Annotated in this window: 15 protein-coding genes; 10 read left to right on the top strand and 5 right to left on the bottom strand. The window is 59.2% G+C overall.

What is annotated here, in order from left to right; translation table 11 throughout:
• Positions 1-11: 11 nt before the first annotated feature.
• Complete coding sequence (locus GOX45_RS07040; RefSeq protein WP_171099397.1) at positions 12-632, bottom strand: thiamine phosphate synthase; 621 nt, start codon at positions 630-632, stop codon at positions 12-14.
• A gap of 164 nt (positions 633-796) precedes the next feature.
• Here GOX45_RS07040 and GOX45_RS07035 point away from each other — a divergent pair, with 164 nt between their 5' ends.
• The 4 genes from GOX45_RS07035 to yghX all read left to right on the top strand — a co-directional run bounded on the left by GOX45_RS07035 (position 797) and on the right by yghX (position 5185).
• Entirely contained in the window at positions 797-1540 is a 744-nt protein-coding gene (locus GOX45_RS07035; RefSeq protein WP_171099395.1) for an RNA methyltransferase, read from the top strand.
• 59 nt (positions 1541-1599) lie between these two features.
• Entirely contained in the window at positions 1600-2745 is a 1146-nt protein-coding gene (ctaA, locus tag GOX45_RS07030; protein WP_171099394.1) for a heme A synthase, read from the top strand.
• A 4-nt stretch (positions 2746-2749) separates the two neighbouring features.
• Positions 2750-4225 carry a carboxypeptidase M32 gene (locus tag GOX45_RS07025; protein WP_171099393.1) on the top strand — a complete coding sequence of 492 codons (1476 nt, stop codon included), beginning with the start codon at positions 2750-2752 and terminating at the stop codon, positions 4223-4225.
• Between the two features lie 63 nt (positions 4226-4288).
• Positions 4289-5185, top strand: coding sequence for a YghX family hydrolase (yghX, locus tag GOX45_RS07020; protein WP_171099392.1), 897 nt, complete (start codon positions 4289-4291; stop codon positions 5183-5185).
• A 30-nt stretch (positions 5186-5215) separates the two neighbouring features.
• On the opposite strand, the gene GOX45_RS07015 is transcribed toward yghX, so the two are convergent.
• Positions 5216-5980, bottom strand: a complete 765-nt coding sequence (locus tag GOX45_RS07015; protein ID WP_171099391.1) for a caspase family protein — start codon at positions 5978-5980, stop codon at positions 5216-5218.
• Between the two features lie 219 nt (positions 5981-6199).
• Complete coding sequence (gene gyrA / locus GOX45_RS07010) at positions 6200-8923, bottom strand: DNA gyrase subunit A (protein WP_171099390.1); 2724 nt, start codon at positions 8921-8923, stop codon at positions 6200-6202.
• A gap of 193 nt (positions 8924-9116) precedes the next feature.
• On the opposite strand from gyrA, the gene GOX45_RS07005 reads away from it, so the two are divergent.
• Positions 9117-9386: an usg protein gene (locus GOX45_RS07005; RefSeq protein ID WP_171099389.1), complete on the top strand. Its 270-nt coding sequence runs from the start codon at positions 9117-9119 to the stop codon at positions 9384-9386.
• On the opposite strand, the gene GOX45_RS07000 is transcribed toward GOX45_RS07005, so the two are convergent.
• Positions 9383-10936 carry a caspase family protein gene (locus GOX45_RS07000; RefSeq protein WP_171099388.1) on the bottom strand — a complete coding sequence of 518 codons (1554 nt, stop codon included), beginning with the start codon at positions 10934-10936 and terminating at the stop codon, positions 9383-9385. The two genes, GOX45_RS07005 and GOX45_RS07000, sit on opposite strands and share 4 nt — an antisense overlap.
• Positions 10937-11124: 188 nt before the next feature.
• Between GOX45_RS07000 and GOX45_RS06995 the strand changes: the two genes are divergently transcribed.
• On the top strand, positions 11125-11823 hold the full coding sequence (locus GOX45_RS06995) for a hypothetical protein (RefSeq protein WP_171099387.1): 699 nt from the start codon (positions 11125-11127) through the stop codon (positions 11821-11823).
• Here GOX45_RS06995 and GOX45_RS06990 read toward each other — a convergent pair whose 3' ends face one another.
• A complete protein-coding gene (locus GOX45_RS06990) occupies positions 11824-12777 on the bottom strand; it encodes a radical SAM protein (RefSeq protein WP_171099386.1) in 954 nt (317 codons plus the stop codon). It lies immediately after the preceding gene.
• Between the two features lie 186 nt (positions 12778-12963).
• Here GOX45_RS06990 and zwf point away from each other — a divergent pair, with 186 nt between their 5' ends.
• From zwf to GOX45_RS06970, 4 genes are all read left to right on the top strand, one after another.
• Positions 12964-14418 carry a glucose-6-phosphate dehydrogenase gene (gene zwf / locus GOX45_RS06985; RefSeq protein ID WP_171099385.1) on the top strand — a complete coding sequence of 485 codons (1455 nt, stop codon included), beginning with the start codon at positions 12964-12966 and terminating at the stop codon, positions 14416-14418.
• Positions 14415-15086: a 6-phosphogluconolactonase gene (pgl, locus tag GOX45_RS06980; RefSeq protein ID WP_171099384.1), complete on the top strand. Its 672-nt coding sequence runs from the start codon at positions 14415-14417 to the stop codon at positions 15084-15086. The genes zwf and pgl overlap by 4 nt, the downstream gene beginning before the upstream one ends.
• A 5-nt stretch (positions 15087-15091) precedes the next feature.
• Positions 15092-16705: a glucose-6-phosphate isomerase gene (gene pgi, locus GOX45_RS06975; RefSeq protein WP_171099383.1), complete on the top strand. Its 1614-nt coding sequence runs from the start codon at positions 15092-15094 to the stop codon at positions 16703-16705.
• Between the two features lie 120 nt (positions 16706-16825).
• Positions 16826-18448: a long-chain-fatty-acid--CoA ligase gene (locus GOX45_RS06970; protein WP_171099382.1), complete on the top strand. Its 1623-nt coding sequence runs from the start codon at positions 16826-16828 to the stop codon at positions 18446-18448.
• The last annotated feature ends 4 nt before the right edge of the window (positions 18449-18452 follow it).

Genomic DNA, 18452 nt, shown 5'->3' with positions numbered 1-18452 from the left:
GGGCCGCACGATCAACCCATTGCGGCGATAAGCTGTTGCAATGCCGCCAATGGGTCATCCTGTGACCAGATTTCCTCGCCGATGCCAAAGAAATCGGTGCAGGGCGCAAGCTGGCTGATCAATTCAGGGGTCAAGCCCGCTTCGGCCACAACCGGCACTTCGATCATTTCCGACCACCACTGAAACAAGTCCTTTCCAGCCCGGGTCCCATCGCCAAGCGAAGCGGCACCCACCGGGCCAAAAGCTACGTAATCCGCACCGTTTTCACCGGCGGTCATGCCATCATGACTGGAGGCCCCGCAAAAACTGCCAACGATGGCATCGGCGCCCAACTCTTTGCGGGCGGCGCGGACCGAGCGGGCCCCGTCATCCAGATGCACCCCGTCCAATCCCAGCCGTTGTGCCAGCAACACGTGCTTTGACAGCACAATCGCTACATCCCGTGCGTGGGCAACTTCGCGGCAGGCATCCGCAGCGCGGGCGATGGTATCCTCGTCATGGCCTGCAAGCGCCAGGCGCAGACAGGCGATCTCGGCCCCGTCCAGAACGCGGGCCAACTGGTCGGGAAAGCGGCTCAATTCGATCGTGGGCGGTGTGATCAGATAGATCTGCGGCTGCTCGGGGCTGTCCATGGCGCTTCCTTCGGCATTGACTTCTTCCGGGCGGTTTAGCGGATTGCACGTGGGACGCAATCTTTTATGCCTCCGGCGGAGGTATTTGGGAACAGAAGAAGCGCGGGTGGCTTGCCCTTGCCCGGCGTCGCGATTAGAGCAGGCAGAGTTTTTCGGAGTAAACTATGCCCAGCGAGAATTCCCAGCCGTCTTTTGTGCTTGTACGCCCGCAGATGGGTGAAAACATCGGGGCCGCCGCGCGGGCGATGTGGAATTTCGGGTTGGACCGGATGCGGATCGTGGCGCCTCGGGACGGGTGGCCGAACCCCAAGGCGGTGGCGATGTCGAGCGGTGCCGGACGGTTGCTGGATGAGGCGCAGCTGTTTGACGATCTGGCGGGATCCCTGTCAGACACCACCTTTGTCTTTGCCACCACGGCGCGCCAGCGTGGCTTGACCAAGCCGGTCTATAGCCCAGAACGCGCGATGCAGATCGCGGCCCAGAAGGTTGCTGCGGGTGAAAACGTGGCTGTTCTGTTCGGGCCCGAGCGGGCGGGGCTCGAGAACGAGGATATCGCCAAGGCCAACGCCATCATCTCGGTCCCGGTAAACCCGGATTATGCATCGCTGAACCTGGGGCAATGCGTATTGCTGACCGCTTACGAGTGGATGCGCCAAACCGGTGAGGTCACCCACGAAGCCACTGACCTAGGCAAGGGCGACTGGGCGACGGGAATAGAGGTTGAAAAGCTGGTTGAACACTATGAGGACCGGTTGGATGCGGCGGGGTTCTTTTATCCGCCCGAAAAGGCCGATGGTATGAAGACCAATCTGCGCAATCTCTGGTCACGGATGCGGATGACACGCGCGGATGTGCAGATGCTGCACGGGATCATGCGGCAGATGGTCCGCTGGAAGGAGCGGGGCTGAGGCTGGACCTTGGCCCGCCTTGGCCCTAGCTTGCGACGAAATCACCACATGAGGACAGCATGAGCGGTAAGCGCAGCATCTTCGAAGAGGTCTCGGACACAGAAAAACAGCAGGCGGTGCAGCCTGGCATGATCGACAGGGGCCGCAGCGACGCACGGGGCGCGATCCGCGTCTGGTTGATGATCCTGTTTGCGCTGGTGGTGGTGATGATCGCCGTGGGCGGGCTGACCCGTCTGACCGATAGCGGCCTATCGATCACTGAGTGGCGGCCCGTAACGGGCGCGATCCCGCCACTGTCCGAGGCCGATTGGCAGGCCGAATTCGACAAATACAAGCAGATCGATCAGTGGCGCATCCAGAATCAGTGGATGGAGCTGAGCGATTTCAAGTTCATCTATTGGTGGGAATGGGGGCATCGCCAGTTGGGCCGCGTCATTGGGCTGGTCTGGGCTGTTGGGTTCTTTGGCTTTCTGGCGTCGCGCAAAATTCCGACCGGCTGGACCGGCAAGCTGCTGATCCCCGGTGTTCTGGGCGGCATCCAGGGCGCTGTCGGCTGGTGGATGGTCGCCTCGGGCGTCACGCAGGGCGAAGGCATGACGGCTGTGGTCAGTTATCGCTTGGCCACTCATCTGGGTCTGGCCTTTGTCATTCTGGGGTTCCTTGCCTGGTATATCTTTGAACTGGGCCGCAGTGAGCGTGATCTGATGCAGGCCCGGCGGGCAAAAGAGGCAAAGCTCTTCTCGCTTTCGACCGGATTGCTGCATTTCACCTTTTTGCAGATACTCATTGGGGCGCTTGTGGCAGGGATCGACGCTGGGCGGTCTTATACCGATTGGCCTTTGATCGGCGGTCAGCTGTTGCCGCCCGATGCGACGATGCTTGAGCCGCTTTGGCGGAACTTCTTTGAAAGCCCAGGGCTGGTGCAGTTTATCCACCGCTGTGTCGGCTACCTGCTGCTGATCTTTGCCTTCATTGTCTGGCGGCGGGGCGGCACCAGCGCGCATCCACAGACCCGATTTGCCTTTAACGCAGCCTTTGCGGCGCTGTCGCTTCAGGTTGTGGTGGGCATTGTCACAGTGGTCTATGGCGCCCCTTGGCAGATCGCGATTTTCCACCAGTTTATGGCCGTTATCGTGTGGACGCTGATCCTGCGGGCGCGGTTCCTAACGGCCTATCCCATTGCAACCTCACTGCGCGGAGCTTGATTTCATGACTGCATTTGATGACCTGATGGCGTTTCAGCGGGAAACCTCGGCTTTGGGCCAGATTGCCGGGCGGCTGGGCTGGGATCAGGAAACCATGATGCCACGCGGCGCAGCGCCGCAACGGGCCGAGGAAATGGCCGCGATTGAGGCTGTTCTGCACGCCCGCCGCTCGGACCCGCGCGTAGCCGAATGGTTGGACCAGGCGGCACCGCAGGACGCGGTCGGCAAAGCGCAGCTTCGTGACATCCGCCGGGGCTATGACCGTGCTGTCAAAGTGCCCTCCGATCTGGCCACCGCTATTGCCCGTGTGACATCAGCCGCGCAAGGCACCTGGGCGCAGGCCCGCGCAGACGAGGATGTGGCCGCCTTCCAACCGGTGCTGGAAGAGGTTGTCGCGCTGAAACGTCAGGAAGGCGAAGCGCTGGCGCAGGGTGGTAACGTCTATGACGCGATGGTCGAGGATTACGAGCCCTATACGACCGGCGCGCAGATTGCTGCCATTTTCGACCAGATGCGCCCGCGTCTGGTGGCGTTGCGCGCCGCTGTGCTGGACAGGCCGGAACCTGCTGCGCTGTCGGGGCAGTTTGATGAACGGATCCAGATGCGGCTGTCGCAGAAACTGGCCACCACCTTTGGCTATGACCTCAACAACGGGCGGGTCGACAAGGCGGTGCACCCGTTCAGTTCGGGCAGCGGGCTGGATGTGCGTATCACCACACGGACCAGCGAGACCGACCCGTTCAACTGTTTCTATTCCACCATTCACGAGGTCGGCCACGCCGCTTATGAGCAAGGCGTCGATAAGGCCTATCTTCTGACACCGCTGGGCAGCGGCGTGTCGATGGGGGTTCATGAAAGCCAAAGCCGGATTTACGAAAACCAGCTGGGCCGCTCGCGCGCCTTTACCGGGTGGCTGTTTGAGCAGATGAAAGACGCCTTCGGCGACTTCGGGATCGCCGACGCCGACGCCGACGCGTTTTATGCCACCGTCAACCGGGTGCATAACGGCTATATCCGAACCGAGGCGGATGAGGTCCAATATAACCTGCACATCATGCTGCGCTTTGATCTGGAACGTGCCCTGATGGCCGGCGATCTGCAGGTCAGCGATCTGGAAGCTGCGTGGAATGACCGGTTCAAGGCTGATTTCGGATATGCGGTCGACAAGCCCTCGAACGGGTGCTTGCAGGACGTGCATTGGTCGGTGGGCCTGTTTGGCTATTTCCCGACCTATTCGCTGGGCAATGTCTATGCTGGATGCCTGTATCAGGCCCTGCGTGCCGCAGTGCCCGATCTGGATGCGCAGCTTGCCCAAGGCGACACCAGCAATGCAACAGAATGGCTGCGTGAAAACGTGCAGCAACATGGTGGCCTTTTTGCCCCGCGTGAGATCATCGCCCGCGCGAGTGGGGTAGAGCCGGGGCCAGAACCGCTGCTGGCGTATCTGGAGGCGAAATTCGGCGCGCTTTACGATCTTTGATTTCCCGGATCGCCGATCACAGGCTAGGGTGGGTGCAGTGATAGCATTGCTTGGGAGGCAAGGATGACTGGCAACGCCCGCAAGAAAGCAAGTGATTTCGATCCCCGGATACTTGAGATCTTTGATGGATATGTCCACGGCACGATGTCGAAGCGCGAGTTCATCTCGCGCGCCGGGAAATATGCGGCTGCGGGCGTCACCGGAGCCATGATCCTGGACCAGCTACAGCCCAATTACGCATGGGCGCAGCAGGTTGCACCAGACGACCCCGATATCGAAACCATGGTGGTCGCGTTCGACAGCCCCGATGGGCACACTGAAACCAGCGGTTTGATGGCGATGCCTGCAAATGCCACAGGCAAGTTGCCTGCGGTGCTGGTGGTGCATGAAAACCGGGGGCTCAACCCCTATATCGAGGACGTGGTTCGGCGCACGGCCAAGGCTGGATTTCTGGCCTTTGGCCCGGATGGTTTGTCGCCGCTTGGAGGGTATCCCGGCACCGATGAAGAAGGGCGTGAGATGCAACGCTCGATGGACCGGGAAAAACTGATGGCGGATTTCTTTGCCGCATATGAGTTTTTGCGGGACCATGATCTTTCGTCCGGCAAAGTCGGCGCTGTTGGTTTCTGCTATGGCGGCGGTGTCTGTAACGCGTTGGCGGTGGCTTATCCCGACCTTGGCGCCTCTGTTCCGTTCTACGGGCGCCAACCTGCAGCCGAAGATGTGCCATCGATTGAGGCGCCTTTGATGATCCATTACGCGGGTCTGGATGAAAGGATCAATGCCGGCTGGCCGGCTTATTCAAAGGCGCTGGAGGACAATCAGAAAAAGTTCAGCGTCCATTTCTATCCAGACGTCAATCACGGGTTCCACAACGACACGACACCGCGATATGACGAAACTGCGGCCAATCTGGCCTGGAAACGGACAATCGCCTTTTTCAACAATTATCTTTCGTAAGGCCCGGGTCGCGCTCAAAGCTGCGCCCGGTTAACTCGCGTTTGGATCCTTCAACCCGATCCTGATATTCAACGACGACCGCGCCCAAGGCGATTGCAGACCTTCGGTTTCGCTGACCACATCCGAGCGGACTTGTTCGAACATCTGCTCCAAACCCAGATCAGTGGTCCTGATGGCGCGCGCAATCGCTGCGGTGTAGGGGCTGTTTGTTCCTGTCCCATCCAACGCGACGTCGCCGGGACCCGTGGCATAGGCGATCAGGTTGTTCGTACGGGCCGTCATTCGCGCCAGCCCGTCGCCTACATCCCCAAACACGTCGGCTTGACTTCCAAAGGGATTGTCGCGACAGGCGTCCAGGATCATCACGCTGACAGCTTTGGGTGTGTGAATGCGATCCAAAATCCACTCGGCAGGAACGGCTTCACCGGCAATGTCGGCTTCAGTCTGGATGTTCACGTTCAGCGGAAGAAGATAGTTAAAGCCATCGCTGCGAACACCATGCCCGGCGAAGTAAAACACGGCCAGCGCCTCGGACCCCGCCGCACGCACCTTGCTGGCAAAAGCGTCGACCTCCTGCATCATGTCTGCGCGACCCACATCTGTCAGCGTGGTTACCGAGAATCCGGCGGCTTGAAGCTCGTCGCTCATCAGTCGCGCATCATTTACAGGGTTATCGAGCGCAGGGACATTCGTGTATCCGGCGTTTCCGATTACCAATGCAAATCGTTCATGGGCTGAGGAAGGCCCGGCAAACAGGACGGTGACCATGAAAAAAACCATAAGGATACGCGTCAATTTGACCTCCAATCTTTCGAACCAGAAAATGAGGATCCGTACCTGTCATTGACCGTCTGGCAGAAATCCGTCGTGCGTGTTTCAAACGAGACACGCATCAATCTAACACTCAACTATGAAACTTTATTCAGCGCCATTGAGCAAAACCAGCACGCTTACTATTCGGAGCTTAGATCAAAAAAGACCGAGTTCAATTTACCCGGTCTTTTTGGCGTCCAATTACTCTTCGCCGTCTTCGTCGCCCTGATCGGCGATCCAGGCGACACTGACGACTTCCTCGCCCTTGCCGGTGTTGAACACTTTCACTCCACCAGCCGAGCGGGAGCGGAATGAGATGCCGTCGACCGGAACCCGGATCGACTGACCCTTGGAGGTGGCCAGCATGATCTGGTCATCAAGATCTACCGGGAATGATGCTACAAGCTCGCCGCCGCGCATGGCTTTGTCCATCGCCGCCACACCCATACCGCCGCGTCCGCGGACCGGATAATCGTGGCTAGAGCTGAGCTTGCCTGCGCCGCCCGAAGTGATGGTCAGGATCAGGTTTTCGGCCGCCGACATCTCGGCATAGCGCTCCTGCGTGATTGAACCCGGCGCGGCCTCGTCCTCATCGCTTTCACCGTCATCGGCAATACCGGCCACGGCGCGGCGCATCTTGAGGTAGGCGGAGCGTTCGTCCGGGTCTGCCTCGAAATGGCGGATAACAGACATCGAGACCACGCGGTCACCGTTGGTCAGTTTAATGCCACGCACACCAGTGGATTCGCGCGAGTTGAAGACGCGCACATCGGTGGTGCGGAAGCGGATCGCGCGGCCCGAATTGGTGACCAGCATCACGTCTTCATCTTCCGAGCAGATGCGGGCGTTCACCAGTTCCACATCCTCGGGCAGCTTCATCGCGATCTTGCCGTTACGGCGCACATTGGTGAAATCCGATAGCCGGTTGCGGCGCACGTCGCCTGCGCTGGTGGCAAAGACGATCTGAAGGTTCTCCCATTCCTCATCCGGCACATCCACCGGCATGATCGCCGCGATGGAAACACCCGTTGGGATCGGCAGGATATTGACGATCGCCTTGCCCTTGCCGGTGCGGCTGGACTGCGGCAAGCGCCAGGTCTTGAGCTTGTAGACCATGCCTTCGGTGGTGAAGAACAGCAGCTGCGTATGGGTGTTGGCCACAAAGAGGGTGGTGACCACGTCCTCTTCCTTGGTCTGCATCCCCGACAGCCCCTTGCCGCCACGTTTCTGCGCGCGGAAATCGGCCAGCGCGGTACGTTTGATATAGCCGCCCGAAGTGACGGTAACGACCATATCCTCACGCTCGATCAGGTCCTCGTCTTCCATGTCGCCCGACCAGTCGACGATCTCGGTGCGGCGCGGCACGGCGAACTGTTCACGCACGTCGCGCAGCTCATCCGCGATGATGCCCATGATGCGTTCGCGCGAGGACAGAATATCCAGGTATTCCTTGATCTTACCGGCCAGTTCTTCCAGCTCGTCCGTGACCTCTTTGACCCCGATCTGGGTCAGGCGTTGCAGGCGCAGGTCGAGTATGGCGCGGGCCTGCACTTCGGTCAGGTTATAGGTGCCATCGTCGTTCATCTTGGACAAAGGGTCGTCGATCAGACGCAGATAGCCTTCGATCTCGGCCGCAGGCCAGCGGCGGGTCATCAGCTTTTCGCGCGCCTCGGCAGCGTCCGCCGATGAGCGGATGGTGGCAACCACCTCATCCACGTTTGAAACGGCAACGGCCAGACCACACAGGATATGGCTGCGTTCCCGCGCCTTGCGCAGGTCATAGGCACTGCGGCGGGCGACCACGTCTTCGCGGAAATCGATGAACGAGGTCAGGAAACGGCGCAGTGTCAGCTGTTCGGGCCGTCCACCGTTCAACGCCAGCATGTTGCAACCGAACGAGGTCTGCATCGGCGAAAAGCGATAGAGCTGGTTCAGCACCACCTCGGGCGTGGCATCGCGTTTCAGTTCGACCACCACGCGCACACCGTTGCGATCGGATTCGTCCTGAACGTGGCTCACGCCTTCGATGCGCTTCTCGCGCACGGCTTCGGCGATCTTTTCGATCATCGAGGCCTTGTTAACTTGATAGGGGATCTCATCGACGATGATCGCGTAACGATCCTTGCGGATCTCTTCCACGCGGGTTTTGGCACGGATGATGACGCTGCCGCGCCCCTCAAGATAGGCCTTGCGCGCACCAGACCGGCCCAGCATTACGCCTCCGGTCGGGAAATCGGGGCCGGGCACGTATTCGATAAGCTGTTCCGAAGTCAGATCCGGGTCGTCGATCAGCGCCAGCGTGGCATCCACCACTTCGCCCAGATTGTGCGGTGGAATGTTAGTGGCCATCCCCACGGCGATACCACCGGCGCCATTAACCAGCATGTTCGGGAAGCGCGCGGGCAAGACCGTCGGTTCCTGATCCTTGCCGTCATAGTTGTCCTGAAAATCGACCGTCTCTTTTTCGATATCGGCCAGCAGGGCGGCGGCGGGCTTGTCCATCCGCACTTCGGTATAGCGCATGGCCGCCGGGTTATCGCCATCCATCGAACCAAAGTTGCCCTGACCATCCAAGAGCGGCAGTGACATCGAGAAATCCTGCGCCATCCGCACCAGCGCATCATAGATCGCGCTGTCGCCATGCGGGTGGTATTTACCCATCACATCACCCACCGGGCGGGCCGATTTGCGGTACGCCTTGTCATGGGTATTGCCGGTTTCGTGCATCGCATAAAGGATGCGCCGGTGCACCGGTTTCAATCCATCACGCAGATCGGGGATCGCGCGACTGACGATGACCGACATGGCGTAGTCCAGATAGGACGTGCGCATCTCGGATTCGATGGACACCGTCGGGCCGTCGTATGCGGGGCGCTCAGGCGGGGTTTCGTCCATGTTTTCAGGTGTTTCTGGCGTATCGCTCACGTAAGCTGCCCGTGTCTTGTTTTTGATCTATATCTTGTGGATGCACCTTATCAGACCCGGCACATAAGGTGCAAGCAAGCAAAGAAAGTGTTGCCAAAAACTCCGGTAACCTAGTGGTAACATATTGTTATCCAAGTATTAGAGGGTTTCGGTGTTACTCTGAGTAGACCTTGCAAGAAAATCGGAGGTCTGAATGGAGCAAAGCGAAACAGAACTGATGCTCAAAGGATATGGGCTGACGACGGCGGAATTCTTCTATCGCATGCCGGATTATATCCACGTGTTGAACACCTTTATCTGGCAGGATTACGATCTGGCGCCGGATCACCCCAAACTGTTCGAATTCATAGATTTCTGGAAGCGCGAGATTGAAGGCCCGCTGCACTCCGTGCGCTTTACCCATCGCAAGATGATCGCGCCGGGGGAATGGCGCAATATGGTGGGTGAGTTTCGGGTTAATTAGGCCCGCCAGGCATAGACGGAACAACCGGTCGAACCGCTTGCGGTAAAGCTCTGGCCATCTGCGGCAAGCCGCCCGCGCCATTTCACGGTAATGGCCGGGAAATAGTCGGTGCCCGAGATCTGCTGTTCGTTCACGAAAATCTCGGTATTGGCTGTCTGGCCCAGCGAGTCTTTCAATTGACCGAAATATTTATTTCCACCTGCCGACGTGTAACGCACCGAACCGGTGACGTTCAGAACAAGTGCGCAGGTGGCTTTGAATTGCCACGTGCCTGCCATCGAAAACCCGGTTGTGGGTGCGGGCGCGGGGGTCGAGACCTGACAGATTGTCCCGCTGACACTTTGCAATTCTTCCAAAGCATGACGCGTGCCCAGATCATCCGCGCCGAGGGTCGACCCGCTGACATCGCGATATTCGGCAAAGGCGCGTCTGGTGCGCGGGCCTGCCAATCCGTCGGCCACGCCCACATTGCAGCCTATGGCATTCAGCGCCTGTTGCGTGGCACGCATCACCTCACGCGAATCCGGAACCAGCGGAGCGGGTGTCGGCGCTGATACGGGGTGTTGCGGTGCCGGATCTTCTTCAGGCGCAGGCGGGTTGCTAAGCGCCAGGGCGTCGCGCAATTGCAGAGCTACCTCATAGGTATAGTTTTCAGATTGCTCCTGATATTTCTCAAGAAATGTATCCAGCGCTGAAACCGTTCCAACCGAGCGCGCCAGTTCAAGATCGGCGCGCATGACTTGTACCGGCAAATCTTCCGTCGCCTGATCCCGTGCGACGGCGGGAGAGAAGTAAAACTCTCCAAGCATTTCATCATAATAGGCGGGAATTTGAGTGTGCTGAACCGTTCGCGAAAGATCGCGAACGTCGCGGCGCAAGTCGGCGACCATGCTGCGCAGTTCCAAACCGGGCTCGGACAGACGCGGCAACAGCGCGCGGGTGAAGACGGAATTGGGCTCGGCCTCATCATCGCTGAGCCGGTCCAGCGCCATCTGACCGGCGCCGGCTGAAAAGATCACAAACATGCCCTGCGGCGCGTTGATCCGACCCAGTCCGCGCGTGCGCCCTATGGATCGCCCGGCACGGCTTTCAAACGGGTTGTCCCGGCAGGCATCAATGATGGCGATAGACGTGCGCGCTCCGGTCGCGCGCACGCGGTCCAACAGATTTGACAGCGCGATGGACTCGGATTTGACGAAGTCTGTTTCGCCAGTGGAAGGGGTCACGATATCCGTGGGCAGCAGGTAATTCTCGCCGTCGATTTCGACACCATGGCCCGCAAAGAACACAAAAGCCGTATCCCCGGCATCAAGCCGGGCGGTGAAATCGGCGATGTGCTGGTTCATGCCGCGCCGGTCCAGATTGAGCCCTTCGATGGTTTCAAACCCCAAGGATTGCAGTTTGGCCGAGACGGCCTCGGCATCCGCTACGGCCTTTTGCAGATCAATGACCGAATCGTAGTCATTATTGCCGATGACCAAAGCCAACCGTTCCTGCGCCCATACCGGGCAGGCGCTGATCAGCAAGCAAAGCGTCCAAAACCATTTCATTGCCACGTCTCACAAAAACTCAAAGACATTGGCACTCATATCATTGATTTTGGGCGTGATCAGTGAATTTGGTTACGTTAAGCTTTTGTTCGGCCTTTTCTGTTCTTTGGTGCATTTCTTCATAGGTGGGTTTTCGGCCCCGTCGGCCTCGGCTAATAAAACACTGCGCAACCCGGAGGAGTTTTCTTATGTCCAAAGCAATCAGTTTCGCTTTCATCGGGTTGTTGATTGGCACCCCCCTCATGGCTGAAGGCGTTTTGGACAAGATCAAGAAAGGTGCCGAGAATACGGTCGACGCCATTGGTCAAGGTGCGGAAGTCGTTGGAACCACTGTGCAAAAAGGCGCAGCAGCCGTGGACAACACGATAGATTCCACCACAGAGCTTTTGTCGAATGAGGCTACGCCAGAGGAAACGCGGGCCAAATTGGACGGGATGGCGAGTGACATCCTGGATCAATTGCTTGCGGAAAACCCCGAGGCAGGTGCGCTGTATGACGTCAGTGCAGGCTATGCCGTTTTTGATTCACGAAAGGTCACGGTGTTTCCGGTGTCAGGCGGCTACGGGCGCGGGGTGGCCGTGTCGAAAGAAACCGGCCAACACACCTATATGAATATGGGCACCGGGGGCGTCGGGGCTGCGGTCGGGATCGGCGGCTTTGAAGCCAAGTTCGTGATATTGTTTGAAACACAAGCCGATTTGGACAGCTTCATTGCGCATGGCTATGACGCTACGGCTGAGACCGGAGCGATGTACGGAGAGGAACGCAGCGGCGAGGCTGTGCATTTCACAGATGGCCGCTCGTTCTTTGTGCTGGGCAAAAAAGGCTGGCGGGTGTCTGCCGCTGCGACAGGCACGAAGTTCTGGAAATCACCAGAGCTGAACTGATCAGCCAGAACAGCTGGCCCCACCCAAGACGCAAAACTTGGCGCAGTGGGGGTGGTTCAGATGCACGTCAGCCTCGGCCTCGGCCAGTGTGTGACCCATTTCAAACTCAGGTGCATAGGGCAGCAAGGTACATGCCAAAACAGCGGGCTTCTCCGCCCCTTTGCGTTTGACCACCATACGGGCACTGGCGCACATGACGGCGTCGGGTGATTTGTCCAGTATGCCCCAGCAGGCGGAGGTGATTTCGGGCACTTCGATGCTTTCGTCCATTTCGGGAAACAGCACGGTCTGGCCTGGATCATGGGGATCAATGTCAAACCCGTGTTCGGCAAAGAACGTCGCATAGCCCTGGCGGCTGTCCGCGTCAGTGTCGCCCCAAAGCGTGCGCCCGGCGATGGTCATGTTGAACCCATGATCGCGCAGCCAATGCATACCGGTCAGGGTCTTGTCGAAACTGCCTCTGCCGCGCTCTTCATCATGCAGTTCGGGGCGGAAATGATCGACCGACACGCGCAAGGTCAGCCTGTCGTTGTGGTCTTTCTGCAGATCCAAAAGCCCGTCGCGCATCTTCCGGCGCATCATCGGGGCCATGGCATTGGTGAGAATCAAAACCTCGTATCCGCGCTCCAGCGCGGCGCGGGTCATTTCGATCATATCGGGGTTCATGAACGGCTCACCACCGGTAAAACCAATCTCACGGATGGGCCAGCCGCGCTCTTCGATCTGGTCGAGGTAGTCGCGCACTTCCGCAGCGGTGATGTAGACCAGCGCGTCATTGGTGGGGCTGCTTTCGATATAGCAGTTGACGCATTCGATATTGCACAGCGTTCCCGTGTTGAACCACAAGGTCTGCGGGTTGCTGAGTTTGACCGAGGCGCGGGTCTCTCCCAGAGCTGTCACCAATTTGTCTTCGAACTTGCCAATATTGGCGATCTGAGAGGCGCTGTCTTTCATTCCGGCATCCGGTTTCCTGTATTTCTTCGATCGATCTAGGCTGTTCTTATGTGCAGGGAAAGCCGTAGGGCGGGAAACTGACAGAGATTTGATGACGATCAGTGCAGGCGGATGATGCGCGAGAAAAGACCGAGCATGATTGCGCTAACATTGGACATGAACCAGAGGGCAAGGTAAGGGAAAGTCATGGTTTCTCGTGTAATCCCCGTTGATCCGTTCGACCTGGTGATTTTTGGCGCGACGGGCGATTTGGCCCAGCGCAAGATCTTGCCTGCGCTGTTCCGCCGTTTTTGCGCCGGGCAATGGCCCGAAGGCACGCAGATCATCGGCGTGGCGCGGCGCGCGCAGGATGACGCAGGTTTTCGAGACGTCGTACGGGCGGCGTTGCACGAGCACGACCCCACCGCGCGGTCCAATGCGCAGTCTGTTGCAGAGTTTTTGCGGCGCGTTCGTTACCTTCCGCTAGATGCGACCCAGGATCAGGGGTGGGGCGACCTCGCGTCTTTGCTGCATGCGGATCGCATTCGGGCCTTTTATTTCTCGGTCGGTCCGTCGCTTTTTGGCCCCTTGGCCGAGCGGATCAAGGCACATGGTTTGACGAATGCTCAAACCCGCGTGGTAGTTGAAAAGCCCTTTGGTCATGATCTGGCCAGCGCGCAAGCCTTGAACGCGACGTTGGCGCGGTATTTCCACGAAAGCCAGATTTATCGCATTGATCATTATCTGGGCAAAGAAACCGTTCAGAACCTGATGGCCGTGCGCTTTGGCAATATGTTGTTCGAGCCGCTCTGGAACAGCCAGTACGTCGATCACATCCAGATCACGGTGGCCGAAACCGTAGGGATCGACGGGCGCGAGGACTATTATGAGCGCGCAGGCGCGATGCGGGATATGGTGCAGAACCATCTGATGCAGTTGCTTTGTCTGATCGCCATGGAGCCTCCGGCCAAGTTCGATCCCGATGCGGTGCGCGACGAAAAGCTCAAGGTGATCCGGGCACTGGATACGGTCGAGCCACACCACATCGTGCGCGGGCAGTTCGAGGGCGGCCAGGATGGCGCAGGGTACCGCGCGGTGGTGGGCAACCCGCGATCCACGACCGAAAGCTATGTTGCGCTGCGGGCGCATGTCAGCAATTGGCGATGGGCGGGCACACCCTTTTATTTGCGCACCGGCAAGCGATTGGTGGCGCGGTCTTCAGTGATCAACGTGATGTTCAAGGACGCGCCGCATTCGATCTTTGGCGCAGCAGCGGGGCGGCATGCCAATATGCTCTCGATCCGTCTGCAACCCAATGAGGGGATCACACTGAAGGTGACGATCAAGGAACCGGGGCAGGGTGGTATGCGTCTGATCGACGTGCCGCTGGATATGAGCTTTGCAGAGGCATTGGGCCCGGAAAACCAGAACCCGCCCGGCGCCTATGAGCGTCTGATCATGGATGTCATCCGCGGCAACCAGACGCTCTTTATGCGCGGTGATGAGGTTGAGGCCGCCTGGGCCTGGACAGATCCGATTATCGCAGGTTGGCACGCGCGTGGCGACGTGCCCAAACCCTATGACAGTGGCAGCACCGGTCCCGGCGACGCCGAGCTGCTGATGAAACGTGATGGTCGCCACTGGCAGGGAATAAACCCATGAATTTTCAGGATTATGCTGACCGTGACATGCTGGCCATTGATGTGGCCAATGTGCTGGCCGGCGATATCGAAGCCGCGCTTTTGCACCATGACATGATCTCGCTTGCGGTGCCGGGGGGCACCACGCCGGGGCCGATCTTTGATGGTCTCTGCGCGGCTGACCTGGAATGGGATAGGGTGCGTGTTCTGCCCACGGACGAACGCTGCGTGCCCAGTGATGACGCCCGTTCGAACGAAAAGCTGATCCGTGAACGGCTGCTCACCAACCGGGCGTCTGCGGCGCAATATGTGCCGCTTTACGTGCCCGGGCGTGAACCCGAGGCGGCTTTGGCCGAGGTTGAGACCCTGCTGGCGCCCGTGCTGCCTCTGTCGGTGCTGGTCTTGGGCATGGGCGAAGACATGCACACCGCGTCGCTGTTTCCCGGCATGGCCGGATTGCTGGACGCGCTGGACAGTCACGCGCCAACCCTGGCCGTGGCCCGCACCGATGCGCAGCCCGAGCCGCGTATCACCCTGACCGGGCCCGTGCTGGACGGGGCTTTGTCAAAGCATCTGGTGATCTTTGGTGCCTCTAAACGCGAGGCGCTGGAACGCGCGATGACACTGCCACCGGAAGAGGCCCCAATCTCGGCGGTGCTACGCGGTATGACAGTCCATTGGGCGGAGTAGGCGATATGCAACTGGACACACTCAAATCTCTGGCCGCCGCGCGCGCTGAAACATCAATCCTCGATCTGTTCAAAGCAGACAAAGACCGTGCCTCAGGTTTTGCGGCCTCGACTCAGGATCTGCTGTTTGACTATTCCAAAACGCTAATCGATGCAGAGGTCCGCGACGCGCTGATCCAGCTCTGTGATGCAGCAGATCTGGCCGGGCGCCGGGCGGCGATGTTTGGCGGTGAAAAGATCAACGAAACCGAAGGCCGTGCGGTCTTGCACACCGCCCTGCGCAATCTGGATGGCGGTGCGGTCCATGTGGACGGACAGGATGTCATGCCTGCAGTTTTGGATACGCTGCACCGCATGCGCGTCTTTGCCGAAGAGGTGCGCGGCGGAGCGATACAGGGCGTCGGCGGCAGTTTCACCGATGTGGTCAATATCGGGATCGGTGGCTCTGATCTGGGTCCGGTGATGGCGACGCATGCGCTGGCCCCTTATCACGATGGCCCACGCGTGCACTACGTCTCGAATGTGGACGGGGCGCATATCGCCGACACGTTGCGTGCGCTCGATCCCAAAACCACCTTGGTGATCGTCGCCTCGAAAACCTTTACCACGATCGAAACCATGACCAACGCGCGCACCGCGCGGGCGTGGATGACCGAAGGTGGTGGCGATCCGTCCCGGCAATTTGCAGCCGTGTCCAGTGCGCTGGACAAGACCGAAAGCTTTGGCATCCCTGCGGACCGGGTATTTGGCTTTGCCGACTGGGTGGGCGGGCGATATTCGGTCTGGGGACCTGTGGGCCTGCCTGTGATGATCGCCGTAGGCTCAAACGCGTTTGACGGGTTCTTGCGCGGTGGGCAGGCGATGGACCTGCATTTCCAAGCCGCAGAATGGCACGAGAACATGCCGGTGATGCTGGCGCTGGTCGGCATCTGGCATCGTCAGGTTCTGGGCTATGCCAGCCGAGCGGTTCTGCCTTACGACCAACGCCTGCTGCGCCTTCCGGCCTATTTCCAGCAGCTGGAAATGGAATCGAACGGCAAATCGGTTGCTATGGACGGCACGGCGTTGACCCTGCCTTCGGGGCCTGTGGTCTGGGGAGAGCCGGGCACAAACGGGCAGCACGCCTTCTACCAGCTGATCCATCAGGGCACCGATGTGATCCCCTGTGACTTCATGGTCGCCGCAGAGGGACACGAGCCCGAACTGGCCCATCACCACCGGCTGCTGCTGGCCAATTGCCTGGCCCAGTCCGAAGCTTTGATGCGCGGTCGGTCTTTGGACGAGGCGCGCGCGCTCATGGCGGCCAAAGGGCTGGAGGGGGCTGAACAAGACCGTCAGGCGCGCCACCGTGTGTTCCCGGGCAACCGACCTTCGACCACGTTGATCTATCCCAAGCTCACGCCGTTTGTGCTGGGTCAGATCATTGCGCTTTATGAACACCGTGTCTTTGTCGAAGGGGTGCTGTTGGGCATCAACTCTTTTGATCAATGGGGCGTCGAGTTGGGCAAGGAGTTGGCCACCTCGCTTGGCCCGGTTGTCGATGGCGAGGTTGGAACCGAAGGCAAGGACGGCTCGACTGCGGCTTTGGTCGATTACGCGCTGCGCCACCGTCAAGAATAGGCACCGGTCAAGCCTTGCCTTTAGGGCAGGGCGTATTCTTTTATTGTCAGACAATTGAAACCTTGGCAGGCTGCCAAGGCAAGACCGCTCTTTGGCGGCGCTGACTATGGGAGGATGTCCATGCTGGGACAGATGATGACGCAGCCTTTGCTGATTTCGTCACTGATCGATCACGCCGAACGCTATCACGGGGGCACCGAGATTATCTCGGTCGAAACCGATGGCACCGTGACGCAAACCAACTGGGCCGAGATTGCGCGAAACGCGCGTCGTTTGGCCTCGGCGCTTGGGGCGTTGGGCCTGGAACCACAGGACAGGATCGGAACCCTGGCCTGGAACAATCGTCGTCATCTTGAAATCTACTATGCGGTGTCGGGGGCAGGTTATGTCTGCCACACCGTCAATCCGCGACTGTTCCCCGAACAGCTAACCTATATCATCAACCACGCTCAGGATCGGGTGCTGTTCTTTGACGCAACCTTCCTGCCGCTTGTCGCCGCGTTGCAAGAGCATCTGACCGAGGTTCGGCACTTTGTTTTGATGGGGCCGCGCAGTGAAGAGGCCACCGCGCAGGTCAAGGACCTCAAGTTCTATGACGAGTTGATCGAGACCGGCAGCAATGATTTCCAATGGCCCAGCTTTGACGAAAACACCGCATCCAGCCTCTGTTACACCTCGGGCACGACCGGCAACCCCAAGGGCGTGCTCTATTCGCATCGTTCAACCGTGCTGCACAGTTTCGCGTCGAATACCAAGGATGTGATCGGTTATTCCGCCCGCGACGTGGTCATGCCCGTTGTGCCGATGTTCCACGTCAATGCCTGGGGGTCGCCCTATGCCTGCGCCATGTCGGGCTCGCGCATGGTGCTGCCGGGGCCGGGGCTGCAAGGCGATGCGCTGGTCAATCTGATCGACACTTATGGTGTAACGCTGGCCATGGGGGTGCCGACGATCTGGCAGGGGCTTCTGGCCTCGGCGGCCAGGTCGGGCTCGAAACTCGAAAGCTTGCAAAGCACCGTGATCGGTGGCGCTGCATGCCCGCCATCAATGATCGAAACCTTCCGAGAGACCTATGGGGTCGATACCGTCCACGCCTGGGGCATGAGCGAAATGAGCCCATTGGGCAGCGCCAATACGCCTCTGGCCAAACACCTCAACCTGCCTTTGGACGAGCAGCACCGACTGCGGGAAAACCAGGGTCGCCCGCCGTTCGGGGTTGAGCTGAAAATCGTCGATGATGATGGCAATGATCTGCCGCATGATGGCGAAACCCAAGGCGATCTGATGGTGCGCGGGCATTGGGTTCTGGACAGCTATTTCCTGATGCAGGATCAGGATCTGCTGCAGGACGGTTGGTTTGCCACCGGTGATGTGGCGACGCTTGACCCAGATGGCTATATGACGATCCGCGACCGGTCGAAGGACATCATCAAATCGGGGGGAGAATGGATCAGCTCGGTCGAGTTGGAAAACATCGCTGTCGCGCACCCGAAACTGGCCACTGCTGCTGTGGTCGGCGTGCCCCATCCGAAATGGGATGAGCGCCCGTTGCTGGTGGCCGTGAAGGCCGACGGTGAGGACCCGTCCGAACAGGAATTGCTCGGCTTTTTTGACGGCAAGATCGCCAAATGGCAGGTGCCCGACAAAGTGGTCTTTGTGGATGCGTTGCCCCTGAACGCAACCGGCAAGGTCCTCAAACGCAACCTGCGCGACGACTTCAAAGATGCCCTTTTGGGGTCGTGAAACT

Source organism: Ruegeria sp. HKCCD7255 (genome assembly GCF_013031565.1).
GTDB lineage: Bacteria > Pseudomonadota > Alphaproteobacteria > Rhodobacterales > Rhodobacteraceae > Ruegeria.
This window is presented reverse-complemented; position numbering and strand designations above follow the sequence as displayed.